The sequence below is a fragment of the Aeromonas rivipollensis genome (assembly GCF_010974825.1).
GTDB classification, from domain to species: domain Bacteria; phylum Pseudomonadota; class Gammaproteobacteria; order Enterobacterales; family Aeromonadaceae; genus Aeromonas; species Aeromonas rivipollensis.
In genome coordinates, this window is record NZ_JAAILA010000026.1 from 146,717 (window position 1) to 164,565 (window position 17,849).

The window sequence follows — 17,849 nt, forward strand, 5'->3', positions numbered from 1 at the left end:
GGCAACCTCGGGGTTGCCGTTTTTTTATGTGCCCTATTGTGTGGGCTAGTCTGCGGCTATGTCAGCGAGGGTCCTCAGCCCTTGCTGGCACTGGCCTGATGCACGGCATCGGTGAGCAGGGTCTGCAACTGGTGCTCGGCCTCATTGGGTTCATTGCCCGCCCTCAGCAGGGCGATCCCCAGGGTGCCCGGCGATGGCAGCACATCGGTCAAGGGGGATAGGGTGGCCGGCATGCCTAGGGTGGAGCGCACCGTGAGCCCGAGCCCTGCCTGCAAGGCCGCCCAGATGCCCGCCAGACTCTGGCTGGTGAAGGCGATGCGCCAGGGGATCCCGGCCTCATCGAGGGCCCGGGTGGCCCGTGATCGCATCAGGCAGGGGGCATCGAAGACCACCAGGGGCAGAGGCTCCCCCCGAGCCAGCAGAGGGGCGAGCTCCCAGTCCGGGTGCGCTATCCATTGCAGTGGCACCAGGTCGATGAGCTTGGCATCCATCCCCTCATCTTGTGGCTGCCAGGTCAGGGCAATGTCGAGGCTGCCCTCCCTGATCCCTTTCGTCAGCGGCCCATTGCGATCGATGCGGGTCGTCATGCGAAGCCCAGGGTGCAGGCGACAGAAGGGCCCCAGCACAGCCGGCAGCAAAGACTCGCCAAAGTCCTCCTGTACTCCCAGCCTGATCTCTCCTTGCAGCAACTCCCCCTTGAGGGCGCGCATGGCCTCGTCATTGAGATCCAGCAGCCGTTTCCCATACCCCAGCAGCAGCTCGCCCTGGGCTGTCGGGATCAGGTGGCGCCCGCTGCGAGCGACCAGCGCCGTGCCGCATTGCTGCTCGAGTTTTTTCAACTGGGCGCTGACCGCCGAGGTGGAACGACACAGCCGCTGCGCCGCCAGCGCAAAGTTGCCGCACTCCATGCCGACGACATAGCTGCGCAGGGCATCGAGATCCAGGTTCAGGGGAAGGGGCGTCATAATTGTCCTGATAATCGGGATTATTGGTCTTTGATATTTCGATTTTATAAATTGTAGCAGTGGGAGAGAGTGGCTTCACCATCCAAGGAGATTGCCATGACCCACCCTGTTCTTGATCGTGACGACCTGGCGCTGACAGCGCCGAGACTGTCCCAGCTAGCGGAAGAGACGCTGTTTGGCGATATCTGGCAGCGGCCCGCCCTGTCAGCCCGCGAGCGCAGTCTGATCACCCTGGCCATACTGGCGTCGCTGGGCCGGGTGCAACAGCTGCCCTGGCACATAGCGTTCGCCCAGCAAAATGGCCTGACACGGGATCAGCTGGAGGAGTTGTTCACCCATCTCGCCTTCTACGCCGGCTTGCCCGCCGCTGTCACCGCCGTGAGCCTGCTGCCCGCCCGCGAGGAGGCCAACCCATGCCGCTGACCCGCATCACAGTGCGCGAGGGGATGAGCGACGCGCGTCTGCAACAGCTCTCCGCACTCTATCACCAGACCCTGGTGGAGGTGTTTGATGTGCCGCCGGAGGACAAGTTCCAGATCCTGGAGGCCTTGCCGGCCAGGGCGCTTGTTTATCATCCCCACTATCAGACCGGCCGCCGGGACGGCGACTTCATCCTGTTCCAGATCCTGGCGGGAAAGCCCCGCAGCACTGCGGTCAAGCAGCGGCTCTATGAGCGGCTCGCCGAGCGCCTGCATGCGGACTTGGGCATCCATCCCGACAACCTCATGGTGGTCATTCAGATGAACGGCAGCGAGGAGTGGAGCTTCGGACGGGGTCTGATGTTTCGGCAGGAGGTGAGCTTATGATCGCCATGCACTACAGATTCACCCTGCCGGCGGACTACGACATGGCGCTGATCGAGCAGCGGATCGCCAGCAATGGCGCCAGACTCGACGGCTTCCCCGGTCTGCTGTTCAAGGCCTATCTCTATGGCCGCCATGACGAGGCCGCGCTGCCATGCCGGGAGAATCGCTATGCCCCCTTCTATGTGTGGCAAAGCGCCGAGGCGATGCGCAGCTTCATTGTCAGCGAGGGCTTCGCGGCGCTCACCAGGCAGTTTGGCTGGCCCCATATCGAGACCTGGCATCTGCTGTCAGCCCCGCAGATGGAGGATCTCGAGCAGGCCAGGGTGGCCATCTTGCGGCGCACTCCCATTGTCCCCCATTCCAGCCTGGCCGAGCGGCGCACTCCCATTGTCCCCCATTCCAGCCTGGCCGAGCTGCGCACCGGGGCCATGCTGAGCGGCTGGGACCTTTCCCGCTGGCAGTGGCTGGAGGTGGATCTCCTGCCATCGCTCCCACAAGTGATGCCGGCAGGGGCCGATGCCTATCACATCGGCTATCTGGCCAAAGGGAGCCCTTTGCCCTGAACGGGTGACAGCGGCTATCCGGTGGCGGCCAAGGCTTTCTTCGGTGGCGCCCGGCAGGCAAACTCGAGATGATGCTTTCCCCCATGGGAGCATCTCGACGGGTTTAGTACGGACACACCACCACGGATAAAGGAGCCTGCATGTATCTGCCACCCCATTTCGCCGCCACAGATCCCGCCTCTTTGCATCGGCTGATGCGCGCTCATCCCCTGGGGGCCCTGGTCACCCAGGGGGAGCTGGGGCTGGATGCCAACCACCTGCCGTTCGAGTTCGATGCCGATGAGGGGGAGCATGGGATCCTGCGGGCCCATGTGGCGCGCAACAACCCGCTCTGGCAGGAGGTGAAGGAAGGGCAGGAGGTGCTGGTGATCTTCAGGGCCGTCGAGGGCTACATCTCCCCTAACTGGTATCCGAGCAAGCAGGCGCACCACCAGCAGGTGCCCACCTGGAACTATGCCGTGGTGCACGCCCACGGTCGCATCCGGGTGCGGGACGACGCCCGCTTCGTGCGCCGCCTGTTGGCCACCCTGACTCGCACCCAGGAGGCTGCCGAGCCCGCTCCCTGGAAGATGGCGGATGCACCGAGAGATTATATCGAAGCCATGGTGCAGGCTGTGGTGGGCATAGAGATCGAGATCCATCAGTTGGTCGGCAAGTTCAAGCTGAGTCAGAACAAGGAGGAGGGGGACCGGCTGGGGGCCGTCGATGCTTTGCAGGCCAAGGGCCAGACGGCGCTGGCAGCGGCGATGCAACAGTCACCACTCTCGCCGCGATAGCGATAAATTCCACTATGTGGAGAGATAGCAAAACGGCAACCCATGGGTTGCCGTTGTTGATGGTGTGTCCGTTCAGAGCATCATTGGCCAGGTGGCTGGCGCCATAGCTTCCATTCCGCGACCAGCTATGGGGCTGGCTGCCTGGACTACAATTTCTTGCGCATCAATGCATTGGGGATCACGACGCTGCGGCGGACTGGATACCTTCTCTCCTCCACATGAAAGCCATGCAGTGCGAAGAAGGGTTCCGCCGTCTTGCTCACATCAGCCGTCAGTTCGCCAATATCCAATAACCTGGCCTCTTCATGAAGGCACATCATCAAGCGGGTGCCGACCCCTTGTCGTGCATGAGAGCCAGACACGAAAAAGTGGTCGATATAGCCATTGGGCTGAACGTCAGCATACCCGGCGATGTCACCATCAATTTCAGCGACAAAGGGGCGTAATGTCCTGATATGGTCAGCCCACCGCGTCGGGGAAATATCCTCGGGTGCCCATGCCTGAATTTGCTCCGCTGTGTAGTCTGCCGATGCAACTTCATGCACTGCCGATAAAAAAACCTTAAATAACGCGGCTTCATCCCCGATGTTGAATCGTCGGATTTTCATTGTTTCCTCTCTGGATAACGGAGACTGGGTGCCCGGCTCAAAGCTCCCTGAATGGCTTGAGCTTCTCCTGCTCCAACACGATGGCCTCCAGGTTGGCGACCCGCTCCTGTAGCTGCTTGATGACGAGATCCTGCTTGCCGAGGCGATCCGTGATGCGGGCATCCCCCAGCTGGTAGCGGGCGCGCTTGCCGAGATAGCCGAACAGCAAACTGATAAAGACGATCAGGACTATGCCTGTCCACAGGGTCATAAGTGCCTCCTTGCGCTGAGCGGGATAACCCGCTGGCCTTGTTGTCTCATAGCGATCCCTTGGCGGCAATGCCCGCGCGGGCATTGCCAGGGGGCTGCCCGCTCAGATCCCCTGCCAGAGCGGCCGGCTGACCCAGAGTCCCCACAGGCTGAGGTGCAGCAGCACGATAAACCAGAACACCAGGCGGTAGCTGCCCTTCTGGGTCTTGTGGCGCAGCCAGTGGCGGGCCACCAAGGCGCCGGGCCAGCCGCCGAGCAGCTCCAGCAGGTGCAGGCGGGATTCAGGGACGCGCCAGCCGCCGCGAATGGCCTGGCGCTTGTCGTGGGCGTAGGCCAGCGTGGTGAGCAGGCTCATGGTGGTGACCAGGGCCAGCGGCCACCAGTTGGCCCCCTCAATGCCGAGCCAGGCGGTACCGATCAGGGGCAGCAGGGCCAGGGCCATCATGACAGCAGCGCCGGATCCCGGGGTTCGTCCGGGCTGAGGGTGCGGATCACCCGGGCCGGGTTGCCCACCGCCAGTGAGTCCGCCGGTATGTCCCGGGTCACCACGGCGCCTGCGCCTATGATGGAGCGCGGCCCTATGGTGACGCCGGGACAGATGATAGCGCCGCCGCCAATCCAGCAGTCATCGCCGATGCGCACCGGCTTGTTGTAGGCGGTCCAGTTGCGCCGCTCCAGATAGTCCATGCTGTGGGTGGCGGTGTAGATCTGCACGTTGGGGGCCAGCAGCACATGGCTGCCGATGTGCACCTCACCCACGTCCAGTATGGTGACGTTGAAGTTGAAGAAGGTCTTCTCCCCCAGATGGATGTTGCGGCCAAATTCGCAGATGAAGGGGGAGCTTATCCAGCAGGAGTCGGGGCAGTGGCCGAACAGCTCGGCGCACAGGCTCTGGCGCCCCTGGTGATCCCCCGCAGGTGTGGCGTTGAGTCTCGCCAGCAGCGCCTGGCCGCGAATGCGGTCGTTCGCTATCTCCTCGCTCTGGCTGTCCAGGGCGCCCCCCGCCAGTACCTTGTCCCAGTCGCTTGCCATGCTCGCCTCCTCTCATGTGCCAAGAGGCGCCAGTATACGTGACGGGCAGGGCGGCGTCAGGGGATCCCTGATGACCAGGTCAGCCCAGCCAGAGGAGGGGCAGGATCAGCAGCACTGAGAGGAGGTAGGGCAGCATGACCCTCAGCCCCAGGCGGCGGCCGCCGATCACCAGGGCCAGCAGCCCCTTCACCAGGGAGTTGACCAGCCCGGCCAGCAGAATGGCCCGGGCCGCCACCTCCAGGGCCAGCTCCTTGTGGGAGAGCTGGGAGAGGGAGAGGGTGATGGCGTCCACGTCCGTGATGCCGGAGACCAGCGCCAGCAGATAGACCCCGGAGTTGCCCACCTTGCTCTGCAGCAATGTCGCCATGAAGCCGATCAGCGCCAGCAGCAGGCCGAACTTGATGGCGGTGGCGAGATCCAGCGGATTGCGGGTTTCGGGCTGCACCGGGTTGTCGGTCATTTCCTCGCGCTGGCGCCAGAACCAGAAGGCGAAGCCGTAGACGATGGCCGCCAGCAGCAGCAGGGGAAGGGCCAGACGCATGGCCAGTTCGTTGTGAATGAGCAGCACCAGCACCAGCAGTCGCAACCACATGGTGGCGCCCGCCAGCAGTATGCCGGTGGCCAGCAGCCGCTCCAGCCCGGGCTGCTCCTTGTTGAGGCGGGCAAACTGCAGGGTGAGGGCGGTGGAGGAGGCGAGCCCCGCCAGCATGCTGGTGAGCACCAGGCCGGCGCGGGTGCCGAGCAGGCGTACCGCGAAGTGGCCCGAGAAAGAGATGCCGGCGATCACCACCACCATCAGCCAGATCTTGAAGGGGTTGAAGGCGTTGAGGGGGCCCATCTCGACGTCGGGGAGCACGGGCAGCAGCACCAGAGAGATGAGCAGGAAGCGCAGGGTGGCGTGAAATTCCGTCTCGCTCAAAAACAGCATGCCCTGCTGGATCTGGCCCTTGAGCCCCATCAAGAGCGCCGCCAGCACGGCGCAGGCCACCGCCTCGCTCGGGCTTTGCAGCACAGACATCAGCCCCAGCAGGTAGGTGAGCACCATGGCCACCGAACTGGTGAGGCCAAATTCCCCCTGCCAGCGCTGGGCCAGCCAGACCGAGAGGCCGCAGCCAGCCACCACAGCCAGCAGGCCGAGCAGGGCCAACCAGGATCCCAGGGTCGGCAGCAGCAGGGCGCAGACGCCGCCGAGCAGGCCGATGAGACCATAGGTCCGCATCCCGGCGATGCGCTGGTTGTCCCCCAGCTGGCGCACCTGCCAGCCCCGTTCCAGTCCTATGATGAGCCCTATGGCCAGTGATACCAGGGCGCCGTAGACGGGCTCCGCCTCGATCCACATGGGGTTCTCCTCTCATTGCTCTCCCTGTCAGGATGGCACAGACGGTGCGCCAGCAGGGGGAGCTGGCTCACAGAGCGGGCGCAGGCTTTGGCTGCACAGGCGAGGGGCCCCCTGGGGGGTTGGGCCACCTGGCACTCTTTGTTACCCTGCCCGTTTCACCCAAACCGCAGGGAGCCGCCTCGATGCGAGCCATTGTCAGCCTGCTGGCCCTGTCACTGCTGAGTGGCTGCAGCGGCCAGCCAACCAAAGAGGATGCCATTTCAGGGAAAGCGCGCCTTCACTACCCCGCCACCCGCCAGAGCGAGCAGGTGGATCACTACTTCGGCCAGGCCGTGGCCGATCCCTATCGCTGGCTGGAGGACGATCGCAGCCCCGAGACCGAGGCCTGGGTCAAGGCCCAGAACGCTGTGACTCAGGAATACCTCGCCCGCATTCCGTTTCGCGCCGCCATCAAGGAGAAGCTGGCCTCTTCCTGGAACTACGCCAAGGAGGGTGCGCCGTTTCGCGAGGGGCGCTACCACTACTTCTTCAAGAACGACGGCCTGCAGAACCAGAACGTGCTGTGGCGCCAGCTGCCGGGCAAGCCGGCGGAGGTGTTCCTCGATCCCAACCGCTTGAGCCCCGATGGCACCACGGCGCTTGATCAGCTGAGCTTCTCCCGCGACGGCCGCATCCTGGCCTACTCCTTGTCCCTGGCCGGCAGCGACTGGCGCGAGATCCACCTGATGGACGTGGAGAGCAAAGAGCCGCTGGAGGCCCCCCTCAAGGATGTGAAATTCAGCGGCATCAGCTGGCTCGGCAACGAGGGCTTCTTCTACTCGAGCTACGACAAGCCGGATGGCAGCGAGCTGTCGGCCAGGACAGATCAGCACAAGCTCTACTTCCACCGGCTCGGCACGGCGCAGCAGGAGGACCGCCTGGTGTTCGGCGCCATCCCGGCCCAGCAGCACCGCTACGTGGGGGCAACCGTCACCGAGGATGATCGCTTCCTGCTCATCTCGGCGGCGAACTCCACCTCGGGCAACCGCCTCTACGTGAAGGATCTGGGCAAGGAGAACGCGCCGCTGCTGACGGTGCAGGGGGATCTGGAGGCGGACGTGAGCCTGGTGGACAACAAGGGCGGCACGCTCTACCTGCTGACCAACCGGGACGCCCCCAACCGCCGTCTGGTGAGGGTGGAGGCCGACAACCCGGGCCCCGAGCACTGGCGCGACCTCATCCCCGAGCGCCAGCAGGTGCTGAGGGTGCACAGCGGCAGCGGCTATCTGTTCGCCGAGTACATGGTGGATGCCACCGCCCGGGTCGAGCAGTTCGACCATGAGGGCAAGCTTGTGCGCGAGGTGGCGCTGCCGGGGCTCGGCAGCGTCAGCGGTTTTGGCGGCAAGCAGGATGATCCCGCCCTCTACTTCGGCTTCGAGAATTACGCCCAGCCGCCCACCCTCTATAAGTTCGAGCCAAAGAGCGGGGCCATCAGCCTCTATCGCGCCTCGGCGGCGCCGTTCACACCTGCGGATTACGTCTCTGAGCAGCGCTTCTACCGGAGCAAGGACGGCACCCGGGTGCCGCTCATCATCAGCTACCGCAAGGGGCTCAAGCTCGATGGCAGCAACCCTACCATTCTCTACGGCTATGGCGGTTTTGATGTGAGCCTGACCCCGAGCTTCAGCGTATCGGTGGCCAACTGGCTGGATCTGGGGGGCGTCTATGCGGTGGCCAACCTGCGGGGCGGCGGCGAGTACGGCCAGGCTTGGCACCTGGCGGGCACCAGGATGAACAAACAGAACGTGTTCGACGACTTCATCGCCGCGGCCGAGTACCTGAAGGCCGAGGGCTACACCCGCACCGAGCGGCTGGCGATCCGCGGTGGCTCCAACGGCGGCCTGCTGGTGGGGGCGGTGATGACCCAGCGCCCTGATCTGGTGCGGGTCGCCTTGCCGGCGGTGGGGGTGCTCGACATGCTGCGCTACCACAGCTTCACCGCCGGGGCGGGCTGGGCCTACGACTACGGCACCAGCGCCGACAACGAGGCCATGTTCGACTACCTGAAGGGCTACTCGCCCCTGCACAACGTCCGGCCCGGGGTCAGCTACCCCTCGACCCTGGTGACCACGGCGGATCACGACGATCGGGTGGTGCCGGCCCACTCCTTCAAGTTCGCCGCCACCCTGCAGGCCGACGACGCCGGCCCCCATCCCCAGCTCATCCGCATCGAGACCAATGCCGGGCACGGGGCGGGCACGCCTGTGGCCAAGCTGATCGAGCAGAGCGCGGACATCTATGCCTTCACCTTGTACGAGATGGGCTACCGGCAACTGCCGACTATCCAGTGAGACCAGGGCCCTGCGGGGCCCTTTTCTGTGGTGGGGCAGGCGGGCGCGACCATCCCTGTCTCGCCATTTGCCCGTTTTGGGGCCTGTACCGCCTGCGCCGCGCCCCCGGTGGTATAGTCAGCCACAGGATCTGCATTGAGGAGTTCGTCGTGAAAAAGATCATCTACATACTGCTGGGGTTGGCGCTGGCGGCCGTGGTGGCCATCGCCGCCCTGGTGTCGCTGGTTGACCCCAACCAGTTCAAGCCCCAGCTGGCGGAGCAGGTGCGCAAGAGCACGGGCCGCGAGCTGGTGATGGAAGGGGACATCGGCTGGCGCTTCTGGCCGAGTCTCGGCCTCTCCCTCGAGAAGGTGCAACTTCGCAACCCGGCCGGCTTTGCCGAGCCTGACCTGCTCCGCTTCGCGCAGGGTGACGCCTCTGTCGCCCTGCTGCCGCTGCTCTCCCATAAGCTGGAGATTGGCAAGGTGACGCTCAGTGGCGCCCATCTCTTCATCCAGACCAGGGCCGATGGCAGCTCCAACCTGAGCGGTCTGGTCAAGACCTCTGCTGCCGACAAGGGCGATGGCGCTCAATCCCCTGCTGGCGAGAGCCAGCCCGCCGCCCCTGCCGCCAGTGAAGAAAAACCCTGGCAGATCAGCCTGCAAGGGGTGGCACTTGTCGAGGCCAGCGCCCTGGTGCGGGACGATCGCAGCGGCGCCGTCTCCCGTCTCGACAGGCTGGATCTGGATCTGGGTCAGCTGACCCCGGGTGAGTGGGTGCCGGTGACCCTGGCCGCCAAGGGGGCGCAGGGGGAGAGGGCCTTCGATCTCAAGGGGCAGGCCCAGCTCAAGCTGGCCCGGGAGCTCAAGGCCAGCGAGCTCAAGGATCTGACCCTGGGCGGCAGCCTGAGCGAGCCGACACAGCGGCTCGATGCCTTCTCCCTCAAGGCCGACCGGCTGGCGCTGGGGCTGTGGAGCAGCCTCGAACTGAGCCTGAGCGGCGCACAGGGGGCGGCGGACCAGCCGACCCTGGCGGGTACCCTGGAGGGGACCCTCAAGGCGCGGCTCGATCAGGGGCTGCAACTGGTGGAGGTATCGGACGCCGTGCTGGCCGCCAGGCTGAGCGGCGACAGCCTGCCGCGTCCGCAGATGAACCTCAAGCTCGCGGGCTTTGCCCGTGCCGAGCTGGACAAGCAGACCATCACCCTCAGCAACCTGGTGATGGGGGCCGATGATGCCCTGCTGAGCGGCAGCGGTGCCGTCCACCTGGGGGCCGTCCCCAAAGTGGACTTCGACCTCAAGGGGGAAAAACTCGATCTCGACGCCTGGCTCGGTCAAGCTGCCCCGGCCAAGGCCGCCGCCGCTGCGAAAGGGGGAGACAAGGGGGCCGCCCCCGCCGCCAAGGCGCTCTCGGCGGTGGAGCCCGATCTCGCCGCCCTCAAACGAATGGACCTGGCCGGTCGGCTGCAACTGGGCAGCCTGCGGCTGAAGGGGCTGGATCTGAGCGCCGTGGATCTGCAGCTCGCCCTGGCCGGTGGCCAGCTCAACCTCAAGCAGTTCAGCGCCGGGGTGGCTGGTGGTCAGGTGACGGCGAGCGGCGTGCTCGATGCCCGCCAGCAACCCGCCCGCTATCAGGTGCACAAGCGGGTGCAGGGTGTCGATGTGCGGCCCCTGTTGCAGACCCTGGCCCAGAACGATCGGCTGGAAGGCAAGGGGGATCTCGAGGTGCAGGTGCAGGGCACAGGCCTCTCCGAGCAGGCCCTGCGCAGCCAGATGCAGGGCAAGTTGAGCCTCAGGCTGAGCGACGGCGCCCTGCACGGCATCAACCTGGCGGAGATGATCCGCGAGGCGCGGGCCACCCTGACCGGCAAGGGGGCGGATCAGGTCAAGGAGGCACGCAAGACCGACTTCAGCGCCCTGACCGCCAACTTCCAGATCGCCAATGGCGTGGCTCGCAGCGACGACATCCAGCTGCTCGCGCCCGCCCTGCGGGTGAAGGGCCAGGGCCAGAGTGCCCTGGTGCCTGAGACCCTCGACTTCCTGTTCCTCACCTCTGTGGTGGAGAGCAGCAAGGGTCAGGGGGGCAAGAGCGTGGACGAGCTCAAGGACGTCACCATACCGGTGCGCATCGGCGGCCACTGGCAGGCCCCGAGCTACCGGCTCGACGTGAAAGAACTGCTCGGCAACAACAAGGTGCTGGAGGAGAAGGCCCGCAAGGAGGCCGAGCGCGGTCTCAAGAAATTGCTGGGGGACAAGGCCGACGACGAGCAGATCAAGGGGGTGGCGGATCAGCTGCTCAAGGGGTTGTTCAAATAACTCCGGCCCCGTGTCTTATCGCAACAAAGAGCCCGCCCAGTGCGGGCTCTTTGTTGCCGAACATAGCGCTATGGGGCCAGGCGTTGGCCCCGAGGATGGGGTAATATCCGGGTCGAGACGAGAGACGAGAGACAAGGAACAGGGAGCGTCCATGAACAAGCAGGTGCTGATCACAGGTGGCAGCAGGGGGATAGGGGCGGCGACGGCCCGCTATCTGGCGGGGCAGGGGTATCACCTCTGCCTCAACTATCGCCATGACAGGGCGTCCGCCGAGGCGCTGGTGGCCGAGATCCGGGCCCGCCATCCGGTCTCCTGCATAGCGGTGCAGGCGGATGTCAGCGTGGAGACCGAGGTGGTGCGCCTGTTCGAGGAGATGGACGCGCGGCTCGGGGTGATCACCCATCTGGTGAACAACGCAGGCATCTTGCAGCCCCAGATGAAGGTGCTGGAGATGAGCGCCGAGCGCATCAACAAGACCCTGACCACCAATGTGACCGGCTACTTCCTCTGCTGCCGGGAGGCGGTACGCCGCATGACGAGCGGGGGCGCCATCGTCAACGTCTCCTCGGCCGCCGCCCGCCTCGGCTCGGCGGGGGAGTACGTGGACTACGCCGCCTCCAAGGGAGCCATAGACGTACTGACCAGAGGCTTGTCCCTGGAGGTGGCGGCCCAGGGGATCCGGGTCAACGGGGTGCGCCCGGGCTTTATCTATACCGAGATGCACGCCGATGGCGGTGAGCCCGGTCGGGTGGACAGGATCAAGGGCAATATTCCGCTGCAACGGGGCGGCCAGCCGGTGGAGGTGGCCGCCGCCATCGCCTGGCTGCTGTCGGACCAAGCCTCCTATGCCACAGGCACCTTTATCGATCTGGCCGGGGGACGCTAGGCTGGGGTCACAGTCTCCCGACAACAACAAGGGGCGCCGTGGCGCCCCTTGTTGCTGATGCGGCGAGAGTCTCACTCCCCCAGCAGCTGTTGCCAGACCGCCAGCACATGGCCCCGCTCGGTCAGCAGCTGGTCGTCCCCCACCTTGCGGGAGATCTCCGAGAGGTTGAGGCGATGGCCCTGGTTGCGGATCTCCAGATAAGCGTGTTTCAGCCCCTCCGCCTGCTCCAGGGTCAATACCCCCGCCATCACGCACTCGTCGAAGATGCGCACGTTGTCGGACCAGCGGGTCAGGGCCTCAGGCTCGCCACAGGCGTGGGCCAGCACCAGGTACTGGGCGATGAACTCTATGTCCACCATGCCGCCCGGGGACTGCTTGAGATCGAACTCCCCCTCGCCCGCCTTGAGCAGGTGATCCCGCATCTTGTGGCGCATCTCGCGCACCTCGCGGGCCAGGGTAGGGAGGTCGCGCTCCTTGGCCAGCACGGCGCGGCGGATGCGGGCAAAGTCGGCGATGACCCCCTCGTCCCCATAGATGGGGCGGGCCCGCACCAGGGCCTGATGCTCCCAGGTCCAGGCCTCGTGCTGCTGGTACTGCTCATAGGCGGCGAGAGAGGAGACCAGCAGGCCGGAGTCGCCGGAGGGGCGCAGCCGCATGTCGATCTCGTAGAGGATCCCGGACGGAGTGCGGGTGCTGAACAGGTGCAGGATCCGCTGGGCCAGGCGCAGGTAGAACTGGCGGCTGTCGATGGGCTTGCGCCCGTCGGTGTAGCCGTTGGGGTCACCGCCGTGCAGGAAGACGAGATCGAGATCCGAGCCGTAACCCAGCTCTATTCCGCCCAGCTTGCCGTAGGCCACCACGGCGAAGCCGCGCTGGCCGCTCAGTGCCACCTCGGGGGGCACCCCGTAGCGCTCGCTCATCTGGGCCCAGGCCTGATTGACCACCTCTTCGGTGATGGCCTCCGCCAGCCAGGTGAGGTGGTCGCTCACCTTCATCAGCGGCAGGGCGCCGGCGATGTCGGCGGCGACTATGCGCAGCAGCTGTACCTGCTTGAACTGGCGCAGCGCCTCCATCTGCTGCTCCACGTCCTCTTCGGGGATGCGCAGCAGGAACTGGCGCAGCTGGGGCTTGTACTGATCCAGCGGGGTGGGGTGGTAGAGGTGCTGGGGATCCAGCAGCTCGTCCAGCAAGATGGGGTAGCGGGCGAGCTGCTCGCTCACCAGGTTGCTCTCGTCGCACAGGCGCACCAGCTGGCGCAGGGCGGCGGGGTTCTCCGCCAGCAGTTGCAGGTAGGCGCTGCGGGTGAAGATGCGGGTCAGCAGGGTGCAGACCCGCTCGAACAGGCGGGCGGGCTCACGGCTCGCCACCACCAGTCGCAGCAGCTCAGGCATCAGCCAGTCCAGGGCGATGCGCCCCTGGGGCCCGACCTGGCGGCGTTTGTACTCCTCCTTGAAGCGCAGCAGGGCGGCGCAAAGCGGCGCAGGCTCGGTCACCCCTTGTGCAGTCAGCAGTTGCTCCAGCTCGGCGGCGTCGAGCTCGGTGCGCCAGAGATCGAGCCAAAGCTGCTCCAGGTGAGCGGGGGCCTCTTTCTCTTCCCCCACCACGGCGACGAACTCCTGATGGACTATGGCCATCTCCTCGTCGAGGTGCGTCATGAAGGCGTCCCAGTCGGCGAAGCCGGTGGCAGCGATCAGTCGCTGGCGATCCCGCTCCTCGGTGGGCAGGGTCTGGGTCTGCTGATCCCCTATCTCCTGCAATATGTTCTCGACCCGGCGCAGGAAGCGATAAGCCTGGAGCAAGCGCGCGCAGCGCTCCTCATCGAGGGCGCCGCTTTGGGCTATGGCCGCCAGCGCCTCGGGCAGGTGGCGCACCCGCAGGGCGGGCTCACGGCCGCCACGGATGAGCTGCAACGCCTGGGCGATGAACTCCACCTCGCGGATGCCGCCGGCCCCCAGCTTGATGTTTCCCTCCAGCCCCTTGCGGCGTACCTCGGCGGCTATCATCGCCTTCATCTGGCGCAGGCCGTCGATGACGCCAAAGTCGATGTAGCGGCGAAACACGAAGGGGCGCAGCAGCTCGGTGAGGGCCTGGGCGTGTTCGCACTGGGGCCCCAGCACCCGCGCCTTGACCATGGCGTAGCGCTCCCAGTTGCGGCCATGGTGCTGGTAGTAATCCTCCATGGCGGCGAAGGAGATGGCGAGCGGCCCCGCCTCGCCGAAGGGGCGCAGCCGCATGTCGACTCTAAACACCTGACCATCCTGGGTGGGCTGGTGCAGGGCGTTGATCAGGCGCTGGCCCAGCTTGATGAAAAACTGCTGGTTGGCGAGTTCGCGCCGCCCGCCGACCGTGTAGCCGTTGTCGGGGAAGGTGAAGATGAGGTCGATGTCCGAGGAGAAGTTCAGCTCGCCGCCACCCAGCTTGCCCATGCCGAGGATGAGCAGGGGTTGAGGGTCGCCGTTGCCGTCCATGGGGGTGCCGAGCTCGGCGCACTGTTTGGCGTAGAGCCAGTCCCTGGCGCCGCAGATCAGCGCGTCCGCGAGCCTGGTGAGATGGATGAAACTCTCTTCGACCTGGGCCTGACCCAGCAGCTCGCGCCAGGCGATCACCAGCATGCGGCTGCGTCTGAACTGGCGCAGCACCCGCTTGAGCGCCTCCTCGTCATGGACTTCGGCGAGCAGGGCCGCCAGATCGCCCTGGTAGGCAGGCCAGCGCTCGGACAGCGCCAGATCCCCGGAGGCCAGGGTCTGTGCCAGCAGCTCGGGCTGCTTGATGAGGGAGTCTGCGACGAAATCCGAGAGGCCAAACAGGGTCAGCAGGGTCTGCTGCTCCAGCGCGGGCAAATCGCCATAGTCGGGCGCCAGCGCCAGCAGCCGCTGCCACTGGCGCCCGGCCTGATCCTGCAGCAAGGGTGACAGAGCAGAGAGGGATGCCGGAGATGGGGGAAGAGAAGAGGAATGCTGGGCCACGGTTGCCGTCCTTGTGATTAACGGGTCTGCAGAGGGAATGAAAACACCGGCAGCCAATCTAGCATTGTCCCGCGCCTGCGTCACAGCCCGGGAGAGAGAAGCATGAGCCGGCGGGGAAAATGGGCCGCCGGCGCAGGCTCAGGGGCGCTGATAGATCTCGGGGTCGTATTTTTCCATCAGGCTGCCAGGGGCGCGGGGCGGCGCGAAGCCAAAACCGGCATAGAGCCCCTGGGCATCCGAGGTGGCCAGCATGAGGCGGCGCAGCCCCTGCAAGGCGGGATGGGCCAGGATGGCGGCCATCAGGGCCTTGCTGTGGCCCTGACCGCGATGGGCGGGCAGCACGAATACATCGGACAGATAGCCGAAGGTGGCTTTGTCTGTGATGACCCTGGCGAAGGCCACCTGCTGGCCGTCGACATAGCCGCCGAAGCAGAGCGAATGATTGATGGCCCGCTGCACCGTGGAGAGGGGAATGCCTAGGCTCCAGTAGGCCTCCTCGGACAGGAAACGGTGAATGAGGGGGACATCGAGCCGTCCCTTGTCGTCGCTGATCTCCAGTGGGGATTGGGTGTGCTGCATCCTGGCTCCTTGCCGTGACATGAGATGAGATGAAAAAAGGCCCCTCGCGGGGCCTTCCAGTTTACTCAAATCACGACCTCAGGCCAGCTTGAAGGCCTGGGTAGCATGGATGTCCAGGGTCTGGCTGTGTCTGACACCTTGCTGTGATATCAATAAAAAAGGCCCCTCGCGGGGCCCTCCAGTTTACTCAAATCACGGCTTCAGGCCAGCTTGAAGGCCTGGATATGGGTATCCAGGGTCTGGCTGTGGTGCTCCACCAGTTCGGAGGCATCTTTCAGCTCCCGCAGTACCACCACGGATCCTTCCACCACCTGCTTGACCTGCTCCAGGTTGGCGTTCATCTCTTCGGCCACCGAGCTCTGCTGCTCGGAGGCGGCGGCGATCTGGCGGTTCATGTCGGCCACCCCCTGTACCCGCTGCACTATGGTGGCGAGCTGGGTGCCTGCCTGGGTCACCTGTTCGACCCCCTTGTCCGCCTGCTGCACGCTCTCGGCCATCAGGCCGACGGCCTGGCGGGCATTGCCCTGCAGCAGCTCGATCATCTTCTGGATCTCGACGGTGGCGGCCTGGGCCCGGTTCGCCAGTTCGCGCACCTCGGAGGCGACCACGGCGAAGCCGCGTCCCGCCTCACCCGCGCGGGCGGCCTCGATGGCGGCGTTCAGGGCCAGCAGGTTGGTCTGCTCCGAGATGCTGCGGATGGTGTCCACCACGGAGCCGATGCGATCGACCCCGTGCTCCACCTCGTTGACCACGGCAGAGGAGCGCTGGATGTTGCCGGAGAGGGTGTCTATGGTGCTGACGGTGGCGGCCACGCAGCGACTCCCCTCCTCGGCCAGGGCGCTGGCGTCGGCGGTGGCGTGGGAGGCTTGCTCCGCATGGTTGGCCACCTCGCGAATGGCACCCACCATCTGGCTCATGGCGCTGGCGAGCTGTTCTATCTGGGTGAACTCTTCGTTGATCGCCTCGTTGGCCTCATCCATGCACAGAGTCACCTGGGAGGCGATGTCGTTGAGCTCCTTGCAGGCGGCGCGCTGGGTGCCGAACACCTCCTTGAGGTTCTCCTGGGAGTGGGCGACCGCCTTGGCGATGTCACCGAACTCGTCCCGGGACTTGAGCAGCACGCTGTGGCTGAGATCCTTGCGGGCGAAGCGCTCCAGCAGCCCCACCAGGTAATGCACCTGCTTGACCATGAGGCGGGAGCCGGTCAGCAGCAGCACCACGAAGACGATCCCCATCAGCGCCGTCTCCATCAGGCCGGTCCAGAGCAGGCGATCGGCGATGGCATTGGCCTTGGCGGCATCTATGCCCTCGCCGAGCAGGGTGGCTTCCAGGTTGCTGGCATCGAACCAGAGCTTGGCCAGCAAGAGCAGCGTGCTGAACACCATGAGCAGCACCACCTTGGGCACCAGTCGGATGTTGCTCATTCGCCTCTCCAGCGAGTTTAACTGCATAACCTTTCTCCTTCTTAATGGCCATTTTTCCTTTGTCCTCAGGACTATCGGCATTATCTTCCGTTTTATTAATTCGCACTGTGCCTAAAGTAGGAAAATGTATGCGACATCACTCTTCTGGCCTGAGATCCATGGATCTGCTGATGGCGTTTCTGTCGGTGATCTCCGTTTGTCTGGTCTGCGCCCGCTGGTGGGGTCACCGCGAGTGGAGCCCGCAGACCCTGCAACTCTTCTATGACGTCGACAGCCTGATCTGCTATTTCTTCCTCGCCCACTTCGCCTACGGCTGGGTGAGGGCCCCCGATCGCATGGCCTTCTTCAAGGCCAACTGGTTCTATCTGCCGGGCAGCCTGCCCATGGTGGAGCAGCTGCGCTGGGCACGGCTGATCCAGCTGTGGCGGGTCTATCAGCTGCTGCGAGACAGGCCGGACCTGCTGGTCATGTTTCGCCGGGAGCGCAACGAGACCACCTTGTCCGGCATCCTCTTCCTCTTCTTCCTGCTGCTGGGGGTGGGCTCGGGCGTCATGTACTGGCTGGAGACGGGCCAGCCAGGGAGCCTGATCCAGACGCCTTACGATGCCTTCTGGTGGACGCTCGTGACGCTGTCTACCGTGGGCTACGGGGATCTGGTACCCAGGACGGAGGAGGGGCGCTTCGTCGCCAGCCTGCTCATCCTGTTTGGTGTGGGTCTGTTCGGTGCCCTCAGCGGTTTCATGGCCAGCCTGTTCGTGCATCCCGGCAAGACCAACGACGACACCACACTGTGGCGGCGCCAGCAGAGCGAGCAGCAGGCGCAACTGCTGCAGGAGCTGAAGGCCCTGCGCGCCGAGGTGAAGGCATTGCAACAGAAGTAGCCTGCGGCGTCTGGAATGGTCGCGTGGCAAACGGGAGAAGCCGTGAGACGCCTCTCAGTCAGGGGGGCGCCGTTTTTCTTTGCTTGTCCTTTGACCCGCTGGCGGCTTAACATTCGGCCTGCAACCTAATTCAACGAAGAGAATCGATCGA

At 65.0% G+C, this 17,849-nt stretch carries 17 protein-coding genes; 8 read left to right on the plus strand and 9 right to left on the minus strand.

The window, feature by feature from the left end:
• Positions 1-74: 74 nt before the first annotated feature.
• Positions 75-965 (minus strand): LysR substrate-binding domain-containing protein, encoded by an 891-nt coding sequence (locus G4923_RS15710; protein ID WP_163137628.1) that lies wholly within the window; start codon positions 963-965, stop codon positions 75-77.
• Positions 966-1,061: 96 nt separating this feature from the next.
• Here G4923_RS15710 and G4923_RS15715 point away from each other — a divergent pair, with 96 nt between their 5' ends.
• From G4923_RS15715 to G4923_RS15730, 4 genes are all read left to right on the plus strand, one after another.
• Complete coding sequence (locus G4923_RS15715) at positions 1,062-1,388, plus strand: carboxymuconolactone decarboxylase family protein (RefSeq protein WP_163137629.1); 327 nt, start codon at positions 1,062-1,064, stop codon at positions 1,386-1,388.
• Entirely contained in the window at positions 1,379-1,771 is a 393-nt protein-coding gene (locus G4923_RS15720) for a tautomerase family protein (RefSeq protein ID WP_163137630.1), read from the plus strand. The genes G4923_RS15715 and G4923_RS15720 overlap by 10 nt, the downstream gene beginning before the upstream one ends.
• Entirely contained in the window at positions 1,768-2,334 is a 567-nt protein-coding gene (locus G4923_RS15725) for a DUF4865 family protein (protein WP_163137631.1), read from the plus strand. Before G4923_RS15720 ends, G4923_RS15725 begins: the two co-directional genes overlap by 4 nt.
• 140 nt (positions 2,335-2,474) lie before the next feature.
• Positions 2,475-3,110: an FMN-binding negative transcriptional regulator gene (locus tag G4923_RS15730; protein ID WP_163137632.1), complete on the plus strand. Its 636-nt coding sequence runs from the start codon at positions 2,475-2,477 to the stop codon at positions 3,108-3,110.
• Positions 3,111-3,256: 146 nt separating this feature from the next.
• Here the strand turns inward: G4923_RS15730 and G4923_RS15735 are convergent, their stop codons facing one another.
• The 5 genes from G4923_RS15735 to G4923_RS15755 form a co-directional block, all read right to left on the minus strand.
• On the minus strand, positions 3,257-3,718 hold the full coding sequence (locus G4923_RS15735) for a GNAT family N-acetyltransferase (RefSeq protein ID WP_163137633.1): 462 nt from the start codon (positions 3,716-3,718) through the stop codon (positions 3,257-3,259).
• A 37-nt stretch (positions 3,719-3,755) separates the two neighbouring features.
• Positions 3,756-3,968: a hypothetical protein gene (locus G4923_RS15740; protein WP_163137634.1), complete on the minus strand. Its 213-nt coding sequence runs from the start codon at positions 3,966-3,968 to the stop codon at positions 3,756-3,758.
• Positions 3,969-4,070: 102 nt separating this feature from the next.
• Positions 4,071-4,412 carry a DUF1294 domain-containing protein gene (locus G4923_RS15745; RefSeq protein WP_163137635.1) on the minus strand — a complete coding sequence of 114 codons (342 nt, stop codon included), beginning with the start codon at positions 4,410-4,412 and terminating at the stop codon, positions 4,071-4,073.
• Positions 4,409-4,999 carry a sugar O-acetyltransferase gene (locus G4923_RS15750; protein WP_163137636.1) on the minus strand — a complete coding sequence of 197 codons (591 nt, stop codon included), beginning with the start codon at positions 4,997-4,999 and terminating at the stop codon, positions 4,409-4,411. The genes G4923_RS15745 and G4923_RS15750 overlap by 4 nt, the downstream gene beginning before the upstream one ends.
• A 79-nt stretch (positions 5,000-5,078) precedes the next feature.
• A complete protein-coding gene (locus G4923_RS15755; RefSeq protein WP_163137637.1) occupies positions 5,079-6,338 on the minus strand; it encodes an MgtC/SapB family protein in 1,260 nt (419 codons plus the stop codon).
• A 182-nt stretch (positions 6,339-6,520) separates the two neighbouring features.
• Between G4923_RS15755 and G4923_RS15760 the strand changes: the two genes are divergently transcribed.
• The 3 genes from G4923_RS15760 to G4923_RS15770 all read left to right on the plus strand — a co-directional run bounded on the left by G4923_RS15760 (position 6,521) and on the right by G4923_RS15770 (position 11,848).
• Positions 6,521-8,668, plus strand: coding sequence for a prolyl oligopeptidase family serine peptidase (locus G4923_RS15760; RefSeq protein ID WP_163137638.1), 2,148 nt, complete (start codon positions 6,521-6,523; stop codon positions 8,666-8,668).
• Positions 8,669-8,817: 149 nt separating this feature from the next.
• Complete coding sequence (locus G4923_RS15765; RefSeq protein ID WP_163137639.1) at positions 8,818-10,962, plus strand: AsmA family protein; 2,145 nt, start codon at positions 8,818-8,820, stop codon at positions 10,960-10,962.
• Positions 10,963-11,113: 151 nt separating this feature from the next.
• Complete coding sequence (locus tag G4923_RS15770; RefSeq protein ID WP_163137640.1) at positions 11,114-11,848, plus strand: SDR family oxidoreductase; 735 nt, start codon at positions 11,114-11,116, stop codon at positions 11,846-11,848.
• A gap of 71 nt (positions 11,849-11,919) precedes the next feature.
• Here G4923_RS15770 and glnE read toward each other — a convergent pair whose 3' ends face one another.
• From glnE to G4923_RS15785, 3 genes are all read right to left on the minus strand, one after another.
• Positions 11,920-14,814 carry a bifunctional [glutamate--ammonia ligase]-adenylyl-L-tyrosine phosphorylase/[glutamate--ammonia-ligase] adenylyltransferase gene (gene glnE / locus G4923_RS15775; protein WP_163137641.1) on the minus strand — a complete coding sequence of 965 codons (2,895 nt, stop codon included), beginning with the start codon at positions 14,812-14,814 and terminating at the stop codon, positions 11,920-11,922.
• A gap of 138 nt (positions 14,815-14,952) precedes the next feature.
• Positions 14,953-15,393, minus strand: a complete 441-nt coding sequence (locus tag G4923_RS15780) for a GNAT family N-acetyltransferase (protein ID WP_163137642.1) — start codon at positions 15,391-15,393, stop codon at positions 14,953-14,955.
• 200 nt (positions 15,394-15,593) lie between these two features.
• A complete protein-coding gene (locus tag G4923_RS15785) occupies positions 15,594-16,844 on the minus strand; it encodes a methyl-accepting chemotaxis protein (RefSeq protein ID WP_139746196.1) in 1,251 nt (416 codons plus the stop codon).
• A gap of 32 nt (positions 16,845-16,876) precedes the next feature.
• Here G4923_RS15785 and G4923_RS15790 point away from each other — a divergent pair, with 32 nt between their 5' ends.
• A complete protein-coding gene (locus tag G4923_RS15790; protein ID WP_106885805.1) occupies positions 16,877-17,698 on the plus strand; it encodes a potassium channel family protein in 822 nt (273 codons plus the stop codon).
• The last annotated feature ends 151 nt before the right edge of the window (positions 17,699-17,849 follow it).